This window comes from Clostridium sp. CM038 (assembly GCF_055081105.1).
The window spans coordinates 3,686,830-3,710,783 of the sequence record NZ_CM143651.1; the positions used below are offsets into that span (position 1 = coordinate 3,686,830).

General features: G+C 32.1%; 18 protein-coding genes, 1 pseudogene and 2 riboswitches. Of the genes and pseudogenes, 5 read left to right on the forward strand and 14 right to left on the reverse strand.

Annotated features, from left to right (window positions below; all coding sequences use genetic code 11):
• The first annotated feature begins 59 nt into the window (after positions 1 to 59).
• Entirely contained in the window at positions 60 to 1,001 is a 942-nt protein-coding gene (locus tag ACWJKS_RS16875; protein WP_216302398.1) for a YncE family protein, read from the forward strand.
• A 73-nt stretch (positions 1,002 to 1,074) separates the two neighbouring features.
• Positions 1,075 to 1,617: a DUF1003 domain-containing protein gene (locus tag ACWJKS_RS16880; RefSeq protein WP_216302397.1), complete on the forward strand. Its 543-nt coding sequence runs from the start codon at positions 1,075 to 1,077 to the stop codon at positions 1,615 to 1,617.
• 105 nt (positions 1,618 to 1,722) lie between these two features.
• Here the strand turns inward: ACWJKS_RS16880 and ACWJKS_RS16885 are convergent, their stop codons facing one another.
• From ACWJKS_RS16885 to ACWJKS_RS16910, 6 genes are all read right to left on the reverse strand, one after another.
• Complete coding sequence (locus tag ACWJKS_RS16885) at positions 1,723 to 2,046, reverse strand: hypothetical protein (protein WP_462960085.1); 324 nt, start codon at positions 2,044 to 2,046, stop codon at positions 1,723 to 1,725.
• A gap of 200 nt (positions 2,047 to 2,246) precedes the next feature.
• Positions 2,247 to 2,831, reverse strand: a complete 585-nt coding sequence (gene rbr / locus ACWJKS_RS16890; protein WP_165414776.1) for a rubrerythrin — start codon at positions 2,829 to 2,831, stop codon at positions 2,247 to 2,249.
• 148 nt (positions 2,832 to 2,979) lie between these two features.
• A complete protein-coding gene (locus ACWJKS_RS16895) occupies positions 2,980 to 4,509 on the reverse strand; it encodes an alanine/glycine:cation symporter family protein (RefSeq protein WP_462960086.1) in 1,530 nt (509 codons plus the stop codon).
• A gap of 223 nt (positions 4,510 to 4,732) precedes the next feature.
• Positions 4,733 to 5,536, reverse strand: coding sequence for a MetQ/NlpA family ABC transporter substrate-binding protein (locus ACWJKS_RS16900; RefSeq protein WP_216302394.1), 804 nt, complete (start codon positions 5,534 to 5,536; stop codon positions 4,733 to 4,735).
• Between the two features lie 50 nt (positions 5,537 to 5,586).
• On the reverse strand, positions 5,587 to 6,231 hold the full coding sequence (locus ACWJKS_RS16905; RefSeq protein WP_216302393.1) for a methionine ABC transporter permease: 645 nt from the start codon (positions 6,229 to 6,231) through the stop codon (positions 5,587 to 5,589).
• The gene (locus ACWJKS_RS16910; protein ID WP_220286305.1) at positions 6,221 to 7,228 is read right to left on the reverse strand and encodes a methionine ABC transporter ATP-binding protein; all 1,008 of its coding nucleotides are present in this window, start codon (positions 7,226 to 7,228) and stop codon (positions 6,221 to 6,223) included. The genes ACWJKS_RS16905 and ACWJKS_RS16910 overlap by 11 nt, the downstream gene beginning before the upstream one ends.
• 117 nt (positions 7,229 to 7,345) lie before the next feature.
• Positions 7,346 to 7,449, reverse strand: a riboswitch (SAM riboswitch).
• Between the two features lie 93 nt (positions 7,450 to 7,542).
• Positions 7,543 to 7,661, reverse strand: a riboswitch (SAM riboswitch).
• A 544-nt stretch (positions 7,662 to 8,205) separates the two neighbouring features.
• On the opposite strand from ACWJKS_RS16910, the gene ACWJKS_RS16915 reads away from it, so the two are divergent.
• Positions 8,206 to 10,647: a transglycosylase domain-containing protein gene (locus tag ACWJKS_RS16915; RefSeq protein WP_462952679.1), complete on the forward strand. Its 2,442-nt coding sequence runs from the start codon at positions 8,206 to 8,208 to the stop codon at positions 10,645 to 10,647.
• 248 nt (positions 10,648 to 10,895) lie between these two features.
• On the opposite strand, the gene ACWJKS_RS16920 is transcribed toward ACWJKS_RS16915, so the two are convergent.
• The gene (locus ACWJKS_RS16920; protein WP_462960087.1) at positions 10,896 to 12,242 is read right to left on the reverse strand and encodes a B12-binding domain-containing radical SAM protein; all 1,347 of its coding nucleotides are present in this window, start codon (positions 12,240 to 12,242) and stop codon (positions 10,896 to 10,898) included.
• Between the two features lie 350 nt (positions 12,243 to 12,592).
• Between ACWJKS_RS16920 and ACWJKS_RS16925 the strand changes: the two are divergent.
• Positions 12,593 to 13,414, forward strand: a pseudogene (locus ACWJKS_RS16925) (sensor histidine kinase); the annotation flags it as partial.
• A 375-nt stretch (positions 13,415 to 13,789) separates the two neighbouring features.
• On the opposite strand, the gene glmS reads toward ACWJKS_RS16925, so the two are convergent.
• The 7 genes from glmS to cdaA all read right to left on the reverse strand — a co-directional run bounded on the left by glmS (position 13,790) and on the right by cdaA (position 22,656).
• Positions 13,790 to 15,616: a glutamine--fructose-6-phosphate transaminase (isomerizing) gene (glmS, locus tag ACWJKS_RS16930; RefSeq protein WP_220286301.1), complete on the reverse strand. Its 1,827-nt coding sequence runs from the start codon at positions 15,614 to 15,616 to the stop codon at positions 13,790 to 13,792.
• A gap of 479 nt (positions 15,617 to 16,095) precedes the next feature.
• The gene (glmM, locus tag ACWJKS_RS16935; RefSeq protein ID WP_220286300.1) at positions 16,096 to 17,445 is read right to left on the reverse strand and encodes a phosphoglucosamine mutase; all 1,350 of its coding nucleotides are present in this window, start codon (positions 17,443 to 17,445) and stop codon (positions 16,096 to 16,098) included.
• Between the two features lie 381 nt (positions 17,446 to 17,826).
• The gene (locus ACWJKS_RS16940; protein WP_165414278.1) at positions 17,827 to 18,240 is read right to left on the reverse strand and encodes an SHOCT-like domain-containing protein; all 414 of its coding nucleotides are present in this window, start codon (positions 18,238 to 18,240) and stop codon (positions 17,827 to 17,829) included.
• Entirely contained in the window at positions 18,240 to 18,626 is a 387-nt protein-coding gene (locus ACWJKS_RS16945; RefSeq protein ID WP_220286299.1) for a DUF2089 domain-containing protein, read from the reverse strand. Before ACWJKS_RS16945 ends, ACWJKS_RS16940 begins: the two co-directional genes overlap by 1 nt.
• A gap of 358 nt (positions 18,627 to 18,984) precedes the next feature.
• Positions 18,985 to 20,583, reverse strand: a complete 1,599-nt coding sequence (locus ACWJKS_RS16950) for an NAD(P)/FAD-dependent oxidoreductase (protein ID WP_462960089.1) — start codon at positions 20,581 to 20,583, stop codon at positions 18,985 to 18,987.
• Complete coding sequence (locus ACWJKS_RS16955; protein WP_462960090.1) at positions 20,564 to 21,838, reverse strand: CdaR family protein; 1,275 nt, start codon at positions 21,836 to 21,838, stop codon at positions 20,564 to 20,566. The genes ACWJKS_RS16950 and ACWJKS_RS16955 overlap by 20 nt, the downstream gene beginning before the upstream one ends.
• Complete coding sequence (gene cdaA / locus ACWJKS_RS16960; protein ID WP_165414282.1) at positions 21,808 to 22,656, reverse strand: diadenylate cyclase CdaA; 849 nt, start codon at positions 22,654 to 22,656, stop codon at positions 21,808 to 21,810. Before cdaA ends, ACWJKS_RS16955 begins: the two co-directional genes overlap by 31 nt.
• A 235-nt stretch (positions 22,657 to 22,891) precedes the next feature.
• Here cdaA and ACWJKS_RS16965 point away from each other — a divergent pair, with 235 nt between their 5' ends.
• Entirely contained in the window at positions 22,892 to 23,926 is a 1,035-nt protein-coding gene (locus ACWJKS_RS16965; RefSeq protein WP_216302384.1) for a hypothetical protein, read from the forward strand.
• Positions 23,927 to 23,954: the final 28 nt, after the last annotated feature.

Sequence of the window (23,954 nt, forward strand, 5' to 3'; positions counted from 1 at the left end):
ATAATCTAATATTGTCAGCATCGCTAAGCAAACCCAAAGCAAAAGGAAGGGGTTTTCAAATGAAATTTTGTAAAATATGTATATTTATCTTAGCTTTATTTTTTATTATAATAGAATGTTCTATTAAGCCAAAAGAAGCACTAAAAATGACGGCACAGGTAGCTGTGCATACAACGGATCCCATTAATTGTAAGGTAAAAAAATTAGACTCATCAAATGCTATTTACGATAAGCCATTATCTAACCATATTCCTATTACAACTAAAAAAAACGAATATGAACTACTATTTGATTTACCAGATACAGGTGTTATGCAAGGGCTTACATTCCATAATGGATATTTTTATTGTAGTTTTGATTTAAAAAATGGAAGTGGGAAAATAGTTAAATATAATCTAACAGGAAATAAAATCTCTGAAACAGACCCTATGGCTATGGGTCATTCTGCCGAAATTGCATATAGAGCTAGTACAGGAAAAATTTATGTTGCAAATGGAGGCGGCATTAATCCAACTCATGTTTATGTAGTTGATTATGATTCAAGTACAATACAAGCTGATTTAAATTATTCAAGTTTAGGAACATCGGCATTACTTGCAATAGATAATGTCCATGATTATTTAATATTGCATACCGTTTTAAATGGTGGTGATAATGGAACCCCTATGTTTACTATTATAAATTTAGCTGATATGAGTACAGTGACTACCTTTCGTATTCCTAATCAAGGCGTTCCACAAGGTTTAGATGTTGATGGGATGTATATTTATTTATATACAGATAATAAAGTTACAGTATTTAACTATGAGGGTAAAATAATTACCTCTTATCCTATAAATAAAGCAGGAGAAAGTGAAGGCTTAACAATGGCAACAGATCACGGAACTTCATATCTATCTATGGGATATAATCACCCAAATAGAATTTATATTCTAAGAAGCAACGAAAATAAAAAACTTCATAATTCGCAAATACTTAATAAATCAACGCGAAAAATCTAAAGGAACATATCTTTAATTTATATCAATTTCCCTATTAAAATAGGGGTACTTAGACAACTAAGGGGGTATTACTATGTCAAATGGAAATGATACTTTAGATACAGAAATAATTGTAAACGAAATATTAGAGCAAGGAGAGATTTTTAACGATATTGAAGAAGATCTATTGCATGACTTAATAGGAAATAAGATATCCAAAGATACTACGATTACTCATAAACAAACTCTTACTTTTGGAAACAAGATGGCTGATAAAATAGCCGCATCAGTAGGCAGCTGGGGTTTTATAATTGCAGCATTAGCAATTATAGGAATATGGATAGTATTAAATATCATCTTAAAGAATTCATTTGATCCCTTTCCATTTATACTTCTTAATCTAGTACTATCGTGTACTGCCGCTATACAAGCACCTGTAATAATGATGAGTCAGAATAGACAGGAAGATAAAGATAGAATAAAATCAAAAAATGATTATAAAATAAATCTGAAATCAGAGTTGATCGTTCAAGATTTGCATAAGAAAATAGATTTATTAATTGAAGATCAAAAAATGTTAGTTAAGAATCAATCTATAATGCTTGAATATATTGAAAGTTTACAAAAAACAAAATAACTGAGTAAAAACCCAAAATTTCTTGAAAGCGATACTCGCATTGTTGATACAAGTTTAGTTCAGTGTTTACTTTAAATCTATTGAATTCATATTTTGAGTTATATTTTAATTTTTAAAATCTTCATCAGATCTATTTTTTATAATTTTTTCAAGTTTGTCTGCACGTTCATTGTAATTACTACCAATTGTGTTTTTAACATAATAAGCAAACCGTTTTTTCATGCCTTTCTCATAGCCAATTCCATCCTCTGGATATTTATGATTGGTAATTTCAATTCCATTCTTACCATTCTTGATATATAGAACTACGGGAATTGCTATTCCACTTTCTAGGATTAGCTTATCTCCCTCTTTAAAATAACCTTCCTTTAATAACCAAATATATATTTTATCTTTATCTTTCCCCTGAACCGTAAATGCACTGTACATTTTCCCTTCTCTTGCTACATTAATATATGTCGTTAAATAATTTACACTGAATATTTATACATTACAACTACCAAGTCAAAGCGTGATATAGAACAACCCCCAAATTAATTAAATCAAAATGGGGGTTGTTTTTATTTTTTATATTAAGAATCCACGAAGGTTGCTACGGCATTTTTAATACTGCATCATTTGAAATGCTATTAATATTTTTCAGAGAATATTTCAAAATATGCTTGAGGATGTACACAAGCTGGGCATATTTTCGGAGCACTTTTTCCCTCAAAAATATAACCACAGTTTCTACATTTCCAAATAACTGATTCTTCTTTATTAAATACTGTATTATTTTCTATATTACTTAATAGTTCTCTATATCTTTCTTCATGATGCTTTTCAACATCAGAAATTTTTCTAAAAACAAACGCGATATCATCAAAGCCTTCCTCCTGTGCAACTTTCGCAAATGCTGGGTAAAGATCTGACCACTCTTCATTTTCTCCATTTGCTGCTGACAATAAATTTGCTTTAGTATCTCCAAGACCTACAGGATATGTGGCATTAATTTCTACCACTTCTCCATTTAAACTTTCATTTAAAAACTTAAAAAATCTTTTAGCGTGTTCTTTTTCATTATCTGCTGTTTCTATGAATATATTAGCTATTTGTACATATCCCTCTTTTTTCGCTATAGATGAATAATAAGTATATCTATTCCTAGCTTGTGATTCACCTGCGAATGATTTCATAAGATTTTCAGCTGTTTTTGTACCCTTTAATGTTTTCATAAAATGCCTCCTTGTTTTTCTACTTAAAGAAAATAATTACCTCTATTAGAGTATACCCTAAATAGTATACTTTGCTTCTTTTAATCCATACTATTTTAAGAAAGTTTACTAAATTACCTATTAATTAAGTTTATTCTAAGTATGTACCTTATTTCCAAACATCAGTATCAACACCAATAGATTTTGATTTGAATTTAGTTCCATCGGTTTTTTTATAATTTTTCAATATTTTTAATGCATAGTTAGACCCAATTAATATAATTGGAACATTTACATAAACTAAAACAATATTTACAAAATCACCTATGTACCATAAATTTGCAAGTTCTAAACCAGCAAGAACTGTTAATGCGCCAAATGGAACAAAGAATAATGCACCAACCAAACGTATTCCCATAATAAATTTCTTATTTCTAGATATTAAATTTGCGGAGACTTCTGCAAACAATATTAAACCGAGCAATGTTGTAAATGCAAACATTCCATAGCATAGCGAAACAATAATTGTAACTGTTCCATCTAATGCAGTACCAGGAACTAAGTATTTGATTGAGGATAGGTAAACTGTAAGTTTAGATGCTTCTATACTCTCCCATGCAACTCCAGCAGTACCTGTCCAAACATGTGCCATAACAATAACAAATCCAGTCATACTACATATTACCATTGTGTCAAGAAAAACTCCTAGACATTGTACAAAACCTTGTTCTGCAGGATGTTTATTCTCCGCTGTCGCAGCCGCCATTGTAATTGTTCCTTGTCCAGCTTCATTGGACATTAACCCACGCTTAATTCCTTGAGCTAAAGCCACACCAAATGCCCCACCAAATAATGCATTGGGCTTAAATGCTCCACCAATCACTTCTTTAAAGAAATACGGAACTTTATCTAAGTTAACTAATATTATTAAAATAACTATAAGTGTATAAATAACTGCCATAATAGGTACCAGTACATCTGTAACTGCAGTAACTCTTTTTATTCCTCCAATTACAGTCAAAAGAACAGTAATTATTAAGACTATTGCTATCCCATAATAAACTGTGGATTGACGTCCAAAGGTTTTTCCAGCTATAGTATCAGCTATTGAACCGAAACTTGTAAATAAATGAAAAGCTTGAGATGGGATAACAAACAGTGCATATATTATAAAAAGTGAAGACAGTATAATACCTACCCACCGTTTATTTCCCAAAATCTTTTGACCATAAAATGGAAGTCCACCCACGAACTCCTTGCCATTTTTCTCTTTAAAAAGCTGTGCAAGTACAGATTCTACAAAAGCCGTGGACATACCAAAGAAAGCTGAAACCCACATCCAAAATAGTGCCCCTGGTCCGCCAACAGATATTGCACCTGTAACCCCCATAATATTACCTGGACCTACACGCATAGCAGAACTTAGTAAAAATGATGCTAATGAACTAACCCCAGTATCTGTTTCCTTTTTTGTAGCAAGAATCTTAATTCCTTTTTTAAATGCCATAACTTGAATAAATCCAGTTTTAAATGTAAGATAAATTCCTGTTCCTAAAAGTAAAATAACTGCAAAGGCAAAATTACCTAAAACCGGGATGTTTTGATACCACTTAAAATTAGTTGGAAATTCCCATAGAAAATCCGCAATAGGAACTATAAAATCAAAAAAATTATTTATTGCTTGAAATAATACACTCATTTTTAAACCTCCATATTATAATGTTATCCTTATTTGCATTTTAGAATTAATTACTCCAAAAATTATTTGCATACGGTAATTATACACTAATAAGGTATAAAATGAATTTTTTAAAAAATAAAAGTATAAAAATGTCGTTAAACTTTATGCTTTACTATAAAAAAATCATCTTACTTTCGACTATTACGCCCAAAGCAAAATGATTAATGGTTTTATATTTTTTTTAGAAAGCAGGAATTATATCTCCTTTATATTTATCTTCAATAATTTTTTTAACTTCTAGAGAATTTAATGCCTTTGAAAGTGCTTCTATATGAGGTTTAGTTTTATCTTCTTTTCTAACTGCAAGCACATTTGCATAAGGCGAATCTTTTGATTCAATTGCTAGTGCGTCTTTTGTCGGATTTAAATTGGCTTCTATTGCAAAATTTGAGTTTATAACTGCTGCATCCACATCTTTTAAAATCCTTGGAAGCTGAGGAGCGTCTAATTCAGTTATTTTAAAATTCTTTTTATTTTCAGTAATATCAAGTTTAGAAATAAGATCTCCACTTTTTAGTTTTAATAGCCCTTCCTTCTCAAGCACTCTAAGTGCTCTTGCTCCATTTGTAGGATCACTTGGAATGGCTATTTTAGCTCCATCTTTTAAATCACTTAGCTTTTTATATTTATTAGAGTACACACCCATAGGTTCAAGATGAACCTTTACAGTATAGTCTAGGTCCACTCCCTTTTCTTTACTAAAGGATTGCAAATAAGGAATATGTTGAAAGAAATTAGCATCTAATTGTCCCTCGGCTAGTGCAGTGTTTGGTGTTACATAGTCAGTAAATTCTACTATTTCGAGAGTATATCCCTCTTTTGCGAGAATCGGCTTTATAGCCTCTAATATTTCTTTATGAGGCACTGGTGACGCACCTACTTTAATGATTTTTTTCTCAGTTACATCCGCCTCTTTTTTTGCTCCACATCCACTCAGTGTAAAAATCACAACTATTGTTAATAATATGCTTAATATTTTTTTCATTTTTAATTTCCTCCTCTTATTTTTCTTTTAATATTTTTATAATTCAAAACTTATTTAATCATTTTTCTGTACAATATATTTCCTAAGGCTTGAATTACTTGCACAACTGCAATTAATATAATTACAGTGTATATCATGATATCTGACTTAAATCTATAGTAACCATATTTTACGGCTACATCTCCAAGTCCCCCTCCACCAATTGTCCCAGCCATAGCTGAGTAACCTATAATGTTTATTATTGTTAACGTAACTCCAAGAACTATAGACGGCATTGCCTCTTTTAACATAACCTTAAATATAATTTGATAGGTTTTTGCACCAAATGACTTAGCTGCTTCAACAATTCCATAATCCACTTCTAAAAGTGCAGATTCTATTATTCTTGCAGCAAAAGGTGCTGCACCAAGCGTTAGAGGAACTATAGCTGCATTAGTACCTATTGTTGTTCCAACTATAAGCTTAGTTAAAGGGAATATAGATATCATTAGTATAATAAACGGAAAAGACCTAAGTACATTTATTACTAAATTTAAGATTTTATAGATTAAAGTGTTTGGCCTTAGGCCAATAGGTCCAGTTATAATTAATCCTACTGCTGAAATAAACCCTAAAATAACTGTAAAAATCGTGGATAATGTTACCATATATATAGTTTCTTTTAGTGCAGGTAATAAAATATCTTTAAATAGCATTTATACTCTCTCCCTTGTGCTTCTCAAGCTGCACAGAATAATTAATGAGCTCCCACTCTATAGATTTTTCATCTAAATAATTTAATATCTTCTTCTTATTCTCTTTACTTGCATTTATTATGAGACTTCCCATTACGTTATCCCTAAATTTTTCAAGCCTGCCCCATACTATTGAAAAATCAATATTTAACTCCCTGGCAATTGATGTTATAAGGCAACTCTGGGTAATTTCCTTTGTAAAAAATATTTTAATGTTATATCCCGTGCTAGGCAGTAATTCTTCCTCTCCCATAAGTGTTTGCATTTCCTTTGTTGGCCTAATAAATAGTTCATCGGTAATGCCATGGCTTTTAATTTCCCCTCCTTCTAAAAGAATAAATTTATTACAAATTTCTTTTACCACTTCCATCTGATGGGTAACTACAATAATTGTTATATTAAATTTGTTATTGATAGCCCTTAAAAGCTCTAATATAGATTTTGTAGTTTTAGGATCTAGTGCAGAGGTAGCTTCATCACAAAGTAATATTTTCGGATTAAGTGAAAGCGCTCTTGCAATTCCAACTCTTTGCTTCTGCCCTCCGCTAAGTTGTTTTACATTGGTGTTTGCTTTATCCTTAAGTCCTACTAACTCTATTAAGCTATCTACTCTTTTTTTAATAAAATTTTTATCGTTTCCCCATATTTCTAGTGGAAATGCTATGTTTTCAAAAACATTTTTACTGTTAATAAGATTAAAACTTTGAAATATTATGCCTACATTTTTCCTAAACTCGCGAAGTTCTTTCAAACTTAGCTGTTTCACCCCTTTTTCCATTATATTAATGGTACCTGTATCATAGGTTTCAAGCCCATTAAAGCATCTAAGTAAAGTGGATTTACCAGCTCCACTGTGACCAATAACACCATAAATATCACCTTCCTCCACTGTAAATGAAACATCATTTAACACTTTAACCCCTGAAAAACTTTTACTTACACCTCGAACTTTAATCATGATATCCCTTCTCCTTTTCATTTCTTATAATTCATCTTTACCTTTTGATCCTTTCTTTAAACATCACTCTAAAAAAATAGAGCCCAAGAATAAACTTGGGCACTACTTCCAAACTTATTCTTATCTTGCAGCAATGCTGCAGGAATTAACACCATGTATCATAATATGATACTGGTTGTCGGGGTTCATAGGGCCAGTCCCTCCACCTCTCTTGATAAGACACTATTAAATTTTATTTACATCTATTCAAAAAAACAAAAACCTCTTTCATCATTATATAATGATGAAAGAGGTATAAAATTACAAAGACACCTCTCTCATCTTCCGCTAATTTACAATGAAATTAACGCAGGATTTAGCACCTATTCAGACAATACGTCTGATGGTTGCCGAGATGTCATCGGGCCAGTCCCTCTATCTCTCTTGATGAGAATTAACTTATTTATTAAATTAGATTTATAATATCACTATATGAATGCTATGTAAAGAAGTTTTTATATACACCTTCTCCAAACATCATACAACTGTCTAATGATGTTTCATCATAATATATATTTTGTTCATACTTTATATATAACATAAATATTCATGTTACATTATTTATGTTATAATATATTGTAATAATTATATTGTTCTAGGAGGATACATTGTATGGCTAATGTTTGAAATGCCAATAAGAAATAATTAACATCAATAGAAATCACATCATATAACTTGGTGTTATTGACAAAATTGTAAAATAATTGTATTATACACACATAAACTAAGCACTTTTTTAATAGTATAAGAGAGACCCATAAGGTCTCTTTTATGTGACCTAGTATTAGAATTCAGTAATAACAATTGAATATAGGACTAAAAACAGGAAAATACTTATGGCGACCAAGTAAGCCCCCCCCTTTACGTATGTATGAAGCGTGGTCATCCAGGGCTAACCCTGGACATTTTTTGTATAATAAAAAAAGGAGGAGATATTAATGGATGATAATCAAAATGTAGAACCCATAAAAATAGCACCGGTTAAAAAGAAACTTTGGAAAAAAATCGTTAAAGGTTTATTGATATTTTCTGCAATAATTTTCGTATCGGCTACGATAACTTTAGGATATGGTTATATTAAATATGGTCCTAAAATAGAGGCAACTATAAAAGATGCTAACAATATAGCACAAACCATAAACGAAACCTCCTTTAATACCCGAAAACCAACACAATTTTTTGATACTAATGGTAAACTATTAAAAGAATTTAAGACCAATACATATTATTACACAAAAGAAGCAGACTTAAATCCCTATGTAGGTAAAGCTGTCACTTCAATAGAAGACCAAAGATTTTATAAACATGGTGGTATAGATTATAAAGGTATAAGGAGAGCTGTCTGGGTATATATAAAATCCAAGGGAGCTATCGTACAAGGTGGTTCAACAATAACGCAACAACTTGCAAGAAATGTATTCCTTACATTTGACGTAACCTTGTCGAGAAAATTGGAAGAGTCTGTTATAGCAAATAAATTAGAAGAAAGATATTCAAAAGATCAAATATTAGAGTTTTATGTAAATAATATAAACTTCGGCAATGGATGCTATAGTATTGAAAGTGCTTCCCAATTTTACTTTCAAAAGAATAATAAGGATTTAGATTTATCTCAAATAGCTATGCTTGTTTCAATACCTAATAATCCATCTGTTTATAACCCCGTGACTCAGCTGGACAATGTTATAAAGAGGAGAGACTTAGTCTTAGATAAAATGCTAAGCTTAGAACAAATTTCACAAAATGATTTTGATACAGCAAAAGCAGAAGTTATTAAATTAAATATTAAACCTCGTACAGCACCTGAACCTATGAGCTATGATATTCAATATGCTGTTCACAATGCAACCTTAAAGTTAATGGAGCAAAATGGTTTCGTTTCTAAATATTCTTTTAGTAATGATAATGATAGAAACACTTATTTCACTAAGTATAATGATGAATATGAGTCTAAAGAAAAACAACTTCTTAGTGGAGGATATAGAATAGATACATCTATTGATACTGCAAAACAAGAAAAATTACAAAGTGTAGTAGATAGTCATTTGGCTCAATATACAAGCACCAATAACAAAACAGATTTATATGAAAAGCAAGGTGCAAGCGTTACTATAGATAATAATACTGGAGAAGTAGTAGCTATAGTTGGAGGTAGAAGCCAAGATGGTAACACCTTTAACAGAGCCTTCTTAGGTGTAAGGCAGCCAGGTTCCGCTATAAAGCCATTAATCGCATATACCCCTGCATTTGAAAAAGGCTACATTCCCGCTAGTGAATATGAAGACAAAGCCTTTGATAATGGTCCCGCTAATGTTGATTTTAAATACAGAGGTTCTGTATCTTTAAGATATGCAGTTGAGATATCTATAAACACTATCCCGGTTAGATTAGTGGGAGAAATGGGCGTAAAGAATTCGTTGAAATATTTACAAAACATGGAGTTTAAATATACAACTCCTCAAGATATTTACCCTATAATTGCTATAGGTGGTTTTACAAAGGGTGTTACGCCAGTTGAAATGGCTTCAGGTTATTCAACCCTTGCAAGAAACGGCGAATTTATAAGTCCGACTAATGTACGTAAAATAACAAATACAATAGTTAATGAAGTATTATTTGAAAATAAACATAAGCAAACTACAGTGTATGATAGTGGTGCCTCTTATCTTATGACAGATACTTTAAAGGGTGTACTAACAAAAACAGAAAGTCATGCAAATTTAGCCCTTAGTAACTATCCCTTTACTGCAGGTAAAACAGGAACTACAGATCAATCAAAAGATGCTTGGTTTGTAGGATATACACCTTATTATACAACCTCTGTATGGGTAGGAGATGATATTCCAGCGCCACAAAACATGTATGGAGCTCAAGAACCAGGTCAGATATGGAAAGAATATATGGAGTACCTACACCAAGGTCTAGAACAAAAAGACTTTACTCGTCCTAATACAGTAGTTGATAGAAATGGGGTATTAATGAATACTCTATATATCAAATTAAATGAAAATGGTAAAATAAAAGCAGAAAAGAAAGTCATAGAAAAACCAAGTGATGATGATGTAAAAAAAGCAAGTGATGATGCTGCAAAAAAAGCAAGCGATGATGCTGCAAAAAAGACAAGCGATGATGCTGCAAAAAAAGCAAGCGATGATGCTGCAAACAAAGCAGCTGCGGATAAAGCAGCAGCAGACAAAGTAGCTGCTGACGCAGCAGCTGCAAATGAAGCCGCAGCAAAAGCAGCTGCAGACAAAGCAGCTGCAGACAAAGCGGCTGCAGACGCAGCCGCAAATGAACAACCACCAGCCCCAACCCCAGCTCCAGACCCAGCTCCAGCCCCAACCCCAGCCCCAGACCCAACCCCACCCCCTGCACAATAAACCAGCGCGAACGTTAAATCATCACCTACGCTGCTGCACTATTAATGACTTTCCTTCTGAAGTGTCATTAATCAGTAATTATATTTTATTTTAAAAGAGGGGAAGTATTTAAAAATACTTCCCCTCTTTTTTTACCGCTATATTTAAGCATACCGTTGATATCCTATATACAAATCCTTTCTTAAACAATCGTATTGGAAGATTATGAGTTTGCCTTCTTTTCTCAAAATTTTATTAGTTTCCGCCACCTACTTTGTTCTATAAGCCAACCAGCTAGAAAATCTTCCTATATTTTTAAAAGAAACTATATTGCACAAGATCTCAGTTAGTTTTCCAAATTTTCTATAACAAAAATTAAATGTTAAAAATGGAATCCATTGTTTTTTGGATTTCGGCAGTCTTTTCATTATGTTTTTAAACGTGTACACCTCTTTATATATCCATAGATAGCCATTATATAATTCTTCTGCTGTCATACTCTTGGGTTTATATACAACATGGGCAGTATTATAATTAGACAAATTAAAATCTACTATTCTATTTTTCTCGAATAATGATAAGTATAACTTTGTACCAGGATAGGGGGTAAGAATATGGGATGTTACCGTTTCTATTTTATTTTTAACTACCCATTCTAATGTGCTCTTAAATATTGAGGCATCATCTTCATCTAATCCGAAAACAAAACTAGCATTTATCATTATTCCTCTTTTATGAATTTCATCCACAAGCTTCTCATATCTATTCACACTATTTTGTACTTTATGAATACTTTTTAATGACTTACTATTTATACTTTCAAAACCTATAAAAAGGCTTTGACAGCCTGCCGCCTTCATTTCATCTAATAGTTCAGGCATGTCAACTATATTAGAAGTAACTGCTGCATTCCACTTTAATTTAAGAGGTTTCATTTCCTTTAATAATTTTTTTGTCCACTTTGGATTTCCAACAAAATTATCATCAATAAACATTATATGTCTTGTTTTTAATTTATTTATATCTTTAATTACATCATCTATAGGTCTATTAATATAGGTTTTAAGTACATTTTTGCAACTATTATAGCAGAAATCACATTGAAATGGGCATCCCCTGCTTGTACTAATTATATTAGTATATAAATATTTTTTATTATCAATAATATCATAATTAGGTGATACTATTTCTTCTCCGGAAATATTTTCCATATCATAATATATCTTTTTAAGCGAATTGTTTTCTTTATCCTTAAGTATCTTTACCCAAACTCTCTCAGCCATTCCCACACTTATTGCGTCAAAACTATCAACAGTTCCCTCTGGATCTGATGTTATGTGTATCCCCCCCGCAATTACTGTTACACCACGCTTTTGGAACTCCTTTGATATTTCTACTGCTCTATTCATAACATCTACAGTAACAGTTATAACCACCAAATCTACCGGTTCATTGAAATCTATCTTTTCAACATTTTCATTCTCAATATTAACTTCATGCTCTTTTGGCGTAAGATTTGCTATTGTTAATAAAGCTAACGAAGGAGACATTCTTGTTTTTAATTTTGTATCCATAGGTCTTTGTACCATTGCAGGTTGAATTAATTTGATTTTCATATAATCCTCCTCAAATAAAGCGATATCGCATAATATTCTACGCTAGTGAGACGACCCTAATAAATTATACCATTACATACCATAATTAACTTACTATTTTTTCTATTTTCCCCGCCCGTATAACTTTCTCCTGCGTGACTCCACATAAGAGATTGAAACGTGGAATTTCTGCTCTTCTTATTTGGAGTCACTTCTCGAGTATATATTAATCTTGTTTTCAAAGTTAGAATAGGGATAAGTCTTTAGAAAATCTTTAGAATTACCCCAACATTATCTTTAAAAGTTAAGAGTATCATAAAGATATGAAATTGAGAGAGGTGGTAAGAAAAATTTATAATGAGATGACCTACAAATATAATAAGCTTTTTGAAGCTACAAATAAAATAGCGGAAGGCAATTTAGATGTAACTATTGAAGAAAATTTAGGTGTATTCAATGATTTTAAGAAAGAAATCGAAAGTATACAAAAGGGCTTTAAAAAGGCAGTTATCGAAGAGGTAAAGAGTCAAAAAATGAAGACAGAGCTTATTTCCAATGTATCTCATGATTTAAAAACTCCTTTAACATCTATTATTACTTATACAGATTTATTAAAGGATGAAAATCTTTCAGCAGAAAAGCATAAGGAGTATTTAGATACATTAGATAGGAAATCACAAAGATTACAGGAATTAATTGAGGATTTATTTGAAGTGAGCAAGGCTACAAGTGGAAATATAAATTTAAATTTAGTTGATGTGGATGTTGTGGCCTTAATGAAACAAACCTTATTAGAACTAGATGATAAAATATCAGCAGCATCACTAGTAGTAAAAACAAAGTATCCAGAAGGAAAAGTAATATTGCATTTGGATAGCCAGCGTATGTTTAGAGTGTTTGAAACCCTTATAATCAATATAACAAAGTATTCTATGAAAGGTTCTAGAGTTTACATTGATATTGTTTCTAGAGAAGATAAAATTGAAATAACATTGAAAAATATGACAGCTATTGAAATTGAATTTAATGTTAATGACATAGTGGAAAGATTCGTAAGAGGAGACAAAGCACGTAACACAGAAGGTTCGGGACTTGGACTAGCCATAGCCAAAAGCTTTGTAGAACTCCAAGGTGGACAATTAAATATAACTGAGGATGGGGATTTATTTAAGGTTACAGTTACATTTAATTAGATCATCTCCTGCGGAGCTGAACATCTTTGAAGAAGATGAATTGACGACTTCGGAAGGAGATTTATACTCCAACTGAAGTTTTCTATTTGTTAGGGCAAGTAACTCCTACTTATAGTAGGTACTCCCACTTATAGAAGTGGGAGGCTTTCCTTCTGAAATGTCGTTAAATGAAGAACAAGTGTAATAAAATATATACTTTTTTTGCTCATAAAAATAAAGCATGAATAAAAATATATTTATCATATATTTTTTCATGCTTTATTTTTAAAAATTTATACGTTAAATCATCTCCTGCGGAGCTGCAATGTCGCTAAACAGCAATCAGTTTAAGACTTTCTTAAAACATACACATGTTTGTGTATCATCTATTTTTTCTTATTCCACCGTTACTGATTTTGCAAGATTTCTTGGCTTATCAACATCGCAACCCTTTTGAATTGCCATGTAGTAAGATAATAATTGTAGTGGAATTACTGAAATTACTGGTGCTAATATATCCATTACTTTTGGTATATAAGTTACGGAGTATACTGATTTTTCAATTTCAGTGTGTCCTTCTGGCGCAAAAGCAAATACTTTTGCTCCTCTAGTAGCTACTTCTTTTATATTACTTACCATCTTATCAAATAATTCTTCTTGAGTAGCTAGTGCTATAACTATAGTTCCTTCTTCCATAAGCGCTATAGGACCATGCTTTAACTCTCCTGCCGCATAGGCATCTGAATGAATATATGATATTTCTTTAAGCTTTAATGAACCTTCCATTGCAACTGCATAGTCAAGTCCACGGCCTATAAAGAACATATCTCTATGCATATAAGTTTTCGCTGTGAATTTTTGAACAGTTTCCTTATTTTTAAGCACCTGCTCTGCCTTTTCTGGAAGCTCTAGCATAGCTGCTTTAATTTCTTCTAATTCATCTACGCTTAATGTTTCGTTATTCTGAGCAAAGAATAATGCTATTATATACATCGCTATAAGCTGAGTTACATAAGCTTTAGTAGATGCAACTGCTATTTCTGGTCCAGCCCAAGTGTATAGTACGTCGTCTGCTTCTCTTGAAGCTGCGCTACCGACTACATTAGTTACTGCTATAACTCTAGCACCTTTTGACTTTGCAAGCCTTAAAGCGGACATAGTGTCTGCAGTTTCTCCTGATTGACTAATAACTATCATCAATGTATTTTCGTCCATTATTGGGTCTCTATATTTAAACTCAGAAGCTATATCTAATTCTACTGGTATTCTTGCAAGTTTTTCTATAACATATTTACCTACAACTCCTGCATGGTATGCAGTTCCACATGCTACTATATATATTTTATTTAAATTTTGAATTTGCTCTTTAGTTATAGTTATTTTATCTAGAGATATTGGCTCTCCTAGAACTACTCTTGAAGTCATTGTGTCTCTGATTGCCTTTGGTTGTTCATGGATTTCTTTTAGCATAAAGTGCTCATATCCACCTTTTTCAGCGGCTTCTGCATCCCAAGTTACATGGAATACTTCTTTCTCTATAACTTCGTTTTCAGCATTAATAAGCTTTATTCCATCACTTGAAATTACAACAAATTCGTTATCTTCCAATAAATATACTTCTCTTGTGTGGTTTAATACTGCTGGTATATCTGAAGCTACAAAAAATTCATCTTTGCCAATACCTACTATTAACGGACTATCTTTTCTTACTGCCACTAATTTATCTGGTTCATCACTTGATATTACTGCTATTGCATAGCTACCTTCCATTTTAGTAGTAGCCTTCATTACCGCTTCAACAATATTTCCATCAAAGTAGAAATCTATAAGATGTGGTATTACTTCTGTGTCAGTTTCAGATGTAAATTTATATCCTTTTGTCATTAACCATTCTCTTAACCGTATATAATTTTCTATAATCCCATTGTGAACTACACTAATAGTTCCTTTTTCATTAGTATGTGGGTGAGAATTTTCATCTGATGGTTTACCATGAGTGGCCCATCTAGTGTGTCCTATACCCACTTGTCCAATAAGCGGCTCTTCTAATAATTGAGCCTCTAAATTTGCAAGTCTTCCTTTGCACTTTGTAACGCTTAAAACTCCATCATTTATAATTGCGATTCCGGCTGAATCGTATCCTCTATATTCTAATTTACTAAGACCTTCTACCAAGATTGGCGAAGCCTGTTTTTTCCCAAAATATCCAACTATTCCGCACATATTCATCTTCCTCTCAAATTTAAAATTTTACACAAATCAACACTAAAGTGCTTTATTACCTTTAGTGCTATTCGTAATATTTATAAAGGTTTTAACACCAGATTGATCTTGTAACGAAAATCACTAATCGCTTTTATCAACCATTAACGGTAGTGCGCTACCGCGGGGCATCCGCCGAAGATTCGATACTCCCCATCCTCGTCAACTCATAATGCATAATAACTACTAATGCTCATTATGAGTCCTGGCGCTTTAAAATCATCTAATTCTCTCTATCCTCCTTTACCATAATATTTACATTCACAAATACGTAAACTGAAAGCTTATGAACCTTTCACATAAGCTTTCAGTCTATTATATTCATTTTATAGCCTAAACGTCAATGCTTTTAATGATAAGTTAACTTAATAGTTACTTTTTTCTACTATAATTTATGTTATTTACCATATTATTTAGTAATCATGAAATTTTATACTATCTTACTTATTTGCTTTTTCCTGGATTAATTTCGCAAGAGCATGCGCCATTACATCTAATTCACTTTGTACTTTACCCTCGAGCATTACTCTCACTAAAGGCTCTGTACCTGAAGGCCTTATAAGCACTCTTCCACAACCATCTAATTTTTCTTCTATTTTTCTAATCTCTTCAACTATTTCACTATCAGTTTCATGTATGTCCTTTTTATCATTAGGTACTGTTGCGTTAACTAATACTTGCGGAAGTTCTGTCATCATTGCTGCAAGCTCCGATAATGGTTTTCCTGATTCTTTAATAACAGTGGCTAATTGAAGTCCTGATACAAGTCCATCCCCTGTAGTATTAAAATCTAGGAAAATTACATGTCCTGATTGCTCTCCACCTAGGCTATAACCCTCTTCTTGCATTTTCTCAAGTACGTACCTATCTCCTACTTTAGTTTTAACTGTAGTTATGTTTTCTTCCTTCATCGCAATATCAAGGCCCAAATTACTCATAACTGTTACTACTACTGTATTTTTAGTTAATTTACCAATATCCTTTAAGTGTTTAGCACAAATAGCAATTATAAAATCTCCATTTATGAGATTTCCTTTCTCGTCTACAGCTAAACATCTATCTGCATCACCATCAAACGCTAGTCCTAAATCGCAATTATTTTCTTTAACAAAAGCCATTAAATGCTCAGGATGAGTAGATCCACAGTCTCTATTTATATTTATGCCATCTGGATCATTGTTAATAACTAAAACCTCAGCTCCTAGATCTCTTGTAGCTTTTACTGAAGTAATATGCGAAGCCCCATTAGCACAATCTAATGCTATTTTAAGTCCTTTTAAGTCTCCTGAAATAGTAGATTTAGCAAATTCTATATAATCCTCTACAGCACTGTGATTAACTGTTTTCTTACCTAAATCACCTGCTATTGGTGATGGTACTCCTTTAAAATCACTTTCTATGACTGCTTGTATTGTATCCTCTAATTCATCAGACAGCTTGAACCCATTGTTGTTAAAAAATTTTATTCCATTATATTCTACCGGGTTGTGAGAAGCTGAAATAACAACCCCTGCATCTGCTCCATATTTTCTAGTTAAATATGCTATAGCGGGTGTAGGAACTACTCCAAGACATATTGCCTCTGCCCCTACCGATAAAATCCCTGCAACTAAGGCCGATTCTAACATATCTCCCGAAACTCTTGTATCCATTCCTACTAAAATTTTAGGTTTATGAGCTCCGCTTGTTAATACAAACGCTCCTGATCTTCCTAACTTATATGCAAGCTCCACTGTTAATTCTGTATTTGCTATACCACGTACTCCATCTGTCCCGAACATTCTACTCATATTTTTCTACCTCTTTCTCAATATTATATGGATTTATTACAGGTCATCCTAAACAAAACAACTAATCAATTTGCTAGTGTTTTATTTTTAAACCCTCATTGGCCTTTTTTTATTTATATTAATTCACTGAAAACTACTTTCTAACTTAAATTATATTTATGCGGAAAATTCATTGTTTTATTTTACTATTTATGTACATATATATCAAAGCTTTTTTTGCATAAATGAATAAAACTTAATCATATTATACTACAGGTATAAGTATTTGTAAAAAAAGTCTCAGTATTTTACAATATACTTATCAAAAAAATAGCCCAACTCACTTATTTGGGTTGGGCTAAATCATCTCCTGGGTAGCTTCACAGCTTCTAAGAAGCTGACTTATTCTATAACAATCTCAACTGCGTCTCCATCTCCACTTTTTATATCTACAATTTTCCCATCCATTCCATTATCTATGGCATCTAATATACTTTGAGTCATTGCATCCATATCTACATTTTCCATGCCATCTACATTTACGTTTGGAATTCTTCCAAATGTTTTTATCATACCGCTTACAAATTTCAGTGGAATGTTAATATTTGCATTGTCATTTCCCTTAGATTTTATCCTTATTTTAAGCATTTTAGCATGTGTTCTGCCTTTAGTGTGGCTATTATTTGCTGCTACTTTATCCAAAATAATAAATTCTTTACTTTCTCCATTTAAAGCGTCTATAAGCTGCATAGCTTCTTCTGAATTAATTTTACCTTCTTCAACCATTCTTAATATTCTTGAGATTTCTTCATTCATTATTTCCCCTCCTTTTTCTGAAATGTTGTTAGCATTATTAATGCTTCATCAGCAGTAATTTCACCTTTGTCTAACATATCTAATACATCCTTTTTATCAGTGGCTGGTTTTTGCTTTAAAAAAGTATACCCAAGTGCTTCAATAACCTCATCTAGCTTTGCTGTAACTGCCTGATATTCTATGCCAAGCTCTTTTTCCATATCCTTAATGTTTCCTCTAGCTTTTAAGAATACTTCAACAAAATTTAACTGTTCACTATTTAAATAATCAAATCTAGATAATTCAAATTGGTTTTCTACCACAGTATTACATCCATCACATTTCAATCTAGTTGCTTTTAATCTAGAGCTACAAACTGGACATTTACTTAATATTTTGCATGCCATGTTTTACCACCTTCTTCCATTGTATTCATTATATTATCATTAATTGAAATATTCAACATAGAAATTAATTATTCCAGTATTTTTAACGATATTTCAGAATGAAAGTCTCCTACTTCTATAAGTTGGAATTATATGCCCTAACAAATAGAAAACTTCAGTGGGAGTATAAATCTCCTTCTGAAGTCGTTAATTCATCTTCTTCATAGCTGTTCAGCGACCCAGGAGATGATTTAAGGCAGGTGTTACAAAAAAATAACTAGCTGGTATGCTAGTCAATTTTTTTGGAGCTGCCTATATAGATTATTTTATAAAGCTAGAAAACGAACCACGCTCTAAGCCACTTACTAAGGATGAGCTCTTATTCAGGTTTCCATTTCTTCATTATACTTTCCGCTGTTTTTAATCCATCAACTGCCGCAGAAATTATTCCACCCGCATATCCCGCTCCTTCTCCTGCTGGGTATAATCCTTCTAGAGATATACTTTGTAATTCCTCATTTCTATCAATTCTTACTGGCGCCGATGTTCTTGTTTCAATACCAGTCATAACTGCGTCTTCTCTTGCAAAACCCTTTATTTTATAATCAAATTTAGGGAAAGCCTCTTTTATAGCATCTGTTACATAACTAGGCAAACACCCAGTAAGATCAGCAAATTTATATCCCGGTGTATAGCTTGGTTTTATACTCCCTATTTTGTTACTGTCTATTCCTTTAAGGAAATCTCCAACTAATTGCACGGGTGCATTATAGTTTGATCCTCCAATTTTATAAGCTAGTGCTTCATAATGCCTCTGAAACTCAATACCAGCAAGTGGGTCGTCTGTTCCAAAGTCTTTAGGTCCTACAGATACCACTACAGCTGAGTTTGCATTAGCCTTATCTCTCTTATATTCACTCATACCATTTATTGCAAGGCATCCCTGCTCTGAAGCTGCCGAGACTACTTGTCCGCCTGGGCACATACAAAAACTATATACTGCTCTTCCAGATTTTCCACTTGTATAAGTAAGCTTGTAATCAGCACCTTTTAACCTTGGGTGGTTAGCATATTTTCCATATTGATTTTCATTGATCATATCCTGAGGATGCTCTATTCGAACCCCCATTGCAAATGGCTTACTAGACATAAATACGCCTTTTTTATATAACATTTCATAGGTATCCCTGGAACTATGTCCTGGAGCTAAAATTAAGCTATCACAAGGCAACTCTTCCCCATTTACTATTATGCTTTTCACCTTTTTATCTTTAATTTTTATATCGGAAAGCTTACTATTAAATCTTACTTCTCCACCTAGTTTAATAATACTTTCCCTTATATTTTTCACAACTTCTTTTAACACATCTGTACCTATGTGAGGCTTGCCAATATACAATATTTCCTCAGGTGCACCAGCTTTCACAAATTCCTCTAATATGTAGTCACATCTAGTGTCCTTTATTCTTGTAGTTAGCTTTCCATCTGAAAAGGTTCCCGCTCCACCTTCACCAAATTGCACATTTGATTCTGTATTGAGCACCGCCCTAGTCCAAAATTTGTTTATGCTTTTTGTTCTAAGCTCTACCTGTTCTCCTCTTTCAATAATTAGAGGCTTGTATCCCTTTTGCGCCATAAGAAGCCCAGCAAACATACCTGCTGGACCCATTCCTACGATTATAGGTCTATGCTGCATCTCACTCGTTCCAAATTCAAACTCAGCATTATACTTAACTTCTTCAAGTTTAACATCTTTATGATTTGCCCTCTCTACAATTTTTAATTCATCATCCATTTTAATACAAGCAGCATAATTAAATTTAATGTTATTTTTTTTCCTAGCATCTATGGATTCTTTAGCTATTCTAAAATCTTTTATTTCGTTCTCATCAACTCTCATTATTTTTGCTGCCTTTGTTTTTATAGTATCTATAGTATCGTCTATATCTAGGACTATGTTATTCACTCTTATTGTCATTTCCTGTCATTACCTCCGTTTGTTTCTTCGTAATAGTTACTAATATTTTATCTTGGTCTTGTGATATTAAATTTACTCCTTCTGGCATACTTGCCACTACTTTCACAGAGTGTTCTCCTTCTACTAAATTAGCTAAATCTACTACGGCGCTAATTTTTGTCAAATCCAAAGAATCCATAACGGCCTGCGTACCTGAAACCAGTAGTGAGTCATTATTTTTTTCGAGTTTCACTTGATATTTTTCATCTAAATTAATATATTTGATGTCTTGACTTAGTTTTTTTTGCACTACCTCATCTATATTCTTTTTCACTACCTCATCTAAATTAATCTCAGCCTTAACTAAAGCAGTACCACTAACTAAACTTAATCCACCTGGAATTAATACTTTAACATTCATCGTAGTACTTTTGTTTATTTTACTTAGGTCAATAGCTTCCGTGTTTAAATTTTCCACTTGTTTAAGTGCATCTACACTTCCTGTTACATCAAACCGTTCTGGTTGCACTTTTATGCTCTTTAGCGTAAAATTAGGATTCAAAACTCCTATGGTTTTCACCGTTACTCCTACAGACTTAGTCTTCCTTATAGGAATCTTAACATCTATCTGAACTGGGTTTACAACCACTCCTTTTACTTCCTTACCTTCTTCATCTACTGGTTTAAGCGTGTATGTTTTTGCAATATTTGATTCCACGTCTTGTATATTAACTTCTACTAATATTTTTTTCACTACATTTACAAACTTTGACCCACCTACTACTTTAGCATTACTTTGGGATATTTCTGGTTCAGATGCATAGAAGCCTTCTTTGGGTTTTCCACTTGTAATTACATTTATAGGTAGATTAGATTCAATCCGTTTATCTAAGTTTACCTTTATAAAAAGACCATTACTATTTACCACTGTTATATTATTAGGGCTTTTTCTTATTTCAATAGGAATCATTTGTTCTCCAGTTTTAAGAGCATATGAACTTAAATCTGCAACTAATGTGAAATCTTCTGCTTTCTTACCCAAAATTATACTAGTACTAGCCCCTTTGATATTTATGGATGTTGTTAAATCTTGCCCTGGTACTAAAACGAGATTTGACTGGGTTAATACATTTGTATTTAAAAGCTGTACAGGTATGTTTTGAAGCTTATAAGCAGTAAGTGGATTTTCTGTGCTTGATATAAAAAGCCATAAAGCAAAGGCAGCTATTACGCAGCAAATTTTAATTATAAATTCTTGTTTTCCGTTTTTATCCATGCCTTTACTCTCTCCTTTAAGGTTATTTTTTTAGTTTGTCTTCTTTTTATTATTTGAAGAAGTATTTTTTTAAGCTTATCCTTGTCATAGTTCCTTAGCAATCTTCCATTCATTGCTATAGATATAGTTCCTGTTTCTTCTGATACTATTATTGTTAGAGCATCTGAAGTTTCTGTTATTCCTATTGCCGCTCTATGCCGCGTCCCTAGTTTCTTACTTATTACATCATTATTTGTTAAAGGCAGAAAACATCCTGCCGCGATTATTCTATCATTTCTAATTATTGTAGCCCCATCATGAAGGGGGGTATTAACTACAAATATATTTTCTAGTAAAGCTGTAGATATTACAGCATCCAATGCGGTTCCTGTTTTAATAATTTCTGCAATACCTGTCCTTTGTTCTATTACTATTAGTGCCCCTGTTTTACTTTTTGATAAAATTTCAACGGCATTGACAATTTCAGTTATAACCTTCTCCATTATTTGTTCATCTTCAAATACGTGTTTATCAGCAAAAGCGGTCCTTCCGATGTGCTCTAACGCCCTTCTTATTTCTGGTTGAAAGATGATAACAATAGTCAAAACACCAATTGTTATTGTCTTATTTAAAACCCAATTTAATACTGTTAAATTAAGCAATTGGCTTATCGGAATAAGCACAAAAATAAAAATCATTCCTTTTAATAACTGTATAGCTCTTGTTTCTTTCATTAGCATGTAACTTTTATAGAATATAAACGCCACCACTAATATATCCAAAATTGAAAATATGCTTATATTTTTGATTGTGCTTATCATTAATTTAAATACTTCCATAAAGCCCACACCCCTCTACTAAAACTCCTATTTACAATTATACACCATGATTTGCTTTATTAGTATATATTATAATTTAATTTTATTATAACAATTAAGCACACATTTCAAAGTAATTTTATTCAACATATACCACTTTTACATTCTAAGAGTATAATTCTGTAACTAAACTAGAATAATATATGTATTAAATTAATATATGAATACAAGACAAATAATAAGGGAGTGAGTTTTTTTGAACGAGCAAAAAGAAAATGTAGATATTATAGATACTAATAACAAAAGAAAAACATTTAAAATCATACTTTTTCTATCTATTATCATGATCTCCATAGGTATTTCCTTAACTATCTATTACAAATCTATAAATAAGGTATATGATTCCTATAAAACTGCCTTAATAACTAATATTAATATTATTAATACGGTTAATAACAATACAGGACGGTTTAATAGTGGCCAAACAATAGATGTTGGTTATGCCAAAGAACAATTGCCTAGTATTATTAAAGATTTAGCTAAGCTCCGCGATAATTTATCAAATTCAGAACCTACCGCGAAATATAAAAAAGATCATGAAAATTTAAAATCAGGCTTAGACAAAAACCTATTAATATACAGACAAACACTAGCAATTTTAAATAATCCTTCTGGTCGAGATGTAGAAAAATCCGTGGAGGATCTTAAAACCTTTAGAAATGATTGCATGAATTTTTACTCCTTAGTAGATATTCGTAATATTGAAATAACACTGCCAAGAACATCTTTAGTCTTCATTGATAATGTACTTAATTACAGTTATAGCGCCGTAATGATAAGAAAAGAAACAGATATTAAATCGGAACAAACTCAGGAATTTATCAATAAAACTGATAGCTTATCCGTGGATTTTTTAGATGCTAAAACTGATTTTTACTCAAATGTAATAAAAGCGAGAAAAAAAGAGATATCCTATGATGACCTTTTGTCGCTAGTAGATAGTGATTTTACAAAATTAAGCGAAATGCAAACTACATTTAAAGGTTTATCTGTGCCTCCTGCGGCTATTACTACTTATGAATCCTTCAAACTTTTATTAGATAACCAGGAAAGCTATTTAAGGGATTTTAAACTTGCGCTAACAAGTGAGAAAGTTCAAACTTTAAGTACGGCTGTAGACACCGCCGCATTAGATGCTCTATACAATTCTTCTAATGTGCTATTTACACAAGTGGAACGTTCTTATAATGATTTTATTAAAGTCTATACTCAGCTAAAGAATAATAAATAAATACGTATATATTTTATAACTTCATTGT

Coding starts and splice junctions, on each gene's coding strand:
- ACWJKS_RS16875 (WP_216302398.1), top strand. CDS start 60: ATGAAATTTTGTAAAATATGTATATTTATCTTAGCTTTATTTTTTATT.
- ACWJKS_RS16900 (WP_216302394.1), bottom strand. CDS start 5,536: ATGAAAAAAATATTAAGCATATTATTAACAATAGTTGTGATTTTTACA.
- ACWJKS_RS16920 (WP_462960087.1), bottom strand. CDS start 12,242: ATGAAAATCAAATTAATTCAACCTGCAATGGTACAAAGACCTATGGAT.
- glmS (WP_220286301.1), bottom strand. CDS start 15,616: ATGTGCGGAATAGTTGGATATTTTGGGAAAAAACAGGCTTCGCCAATC.
- ACWJKS_RS16885 (WP_462960085.1), bottom strand. CDS start 2,046: ATGTACAGTGCATTTACGGTTCAGGGGAAAGATAAAGATAAAATATAT.
- glmM (WP_220286300.1), bottom strand. CDS start 17,445: ATGAGTAGAATGTTCGGGACAGATGGAGTACGTGGTATAGCAAATACA.
- ACWJKS_RS16910 (WP_220286305.1), bottom strand. CDS start 7,228: ATGATTAAAGTTCGAGGTGTAAGTAAAAGTTTTTCAGGGGTTAAAGTG.
- ACWJKS_RS16945 (WP_220286299.1), bottom strand. CDS start 18,626: ATGGCATGCAAAATATTAAGTAAATGTCCAGTTTGTAGCTCTAGATTA.
- ACWJKS_RS16895 (WP_462960086.1), bottom strand. CDS start 4,509: ATGAGTGTATTATTTCAAGCAATAAATAATTTTTTTGATTTTATAGTT.
- ACWJKS_RS16950 (WP_462960089.1), bottom strand. CDS start 20,583: ATGACAATAAGAGTGAATAACATAGTCCTAGATATAGACGATACTATA.
- ACWJKS_RS16955 (WP_462960090.1), bottom strand. CDS start 21,838: ATGGATAAAAACGGAAAACAAGAATTTATAATTAAAATTTGCTGCGTA.
- ACWJKS_RS16905 (WP_216302393.1), bottom strand. CDS start 6,231: ATGCTATTTAAAGATATTTTATTACCTGCACTAAAAGAAACTATATAT.
- cdaA (WP_165414282.1), bottom strand. CDS start 22,656: ATGGAAGTATTTAAATTAATGATAAGCACAATCAAAAATATAAGCATA.
- rbr (WP_165414776.1), bottom strand. CDS start 2,831: ATGAAAACATTAAAGGGTACAAAAACAGCTGAAAATCTTATGAAATCA.
- ACWJKS_RS16940 (WP_165414278.1), bottom strand. CDS start 18,240: ATGAATGAAGAAATCTCAAGAATATTAAGAATGGTTGAAGAAGGTAAA.
- ACWJKS_RS16880 (WP_216302397.1), top strand. CDS start 1,075: ATGTCAAATGGAAATGATACTTTAGATACAGAAATAATTGTAAACGAA.
- ACWJKS_RS16915 (WP_462952679.1), top strand. CDS start 8,206: ATGGATGATAATCAAAATGTAGAACCCATAAAAATAGCACCGGTTAAA.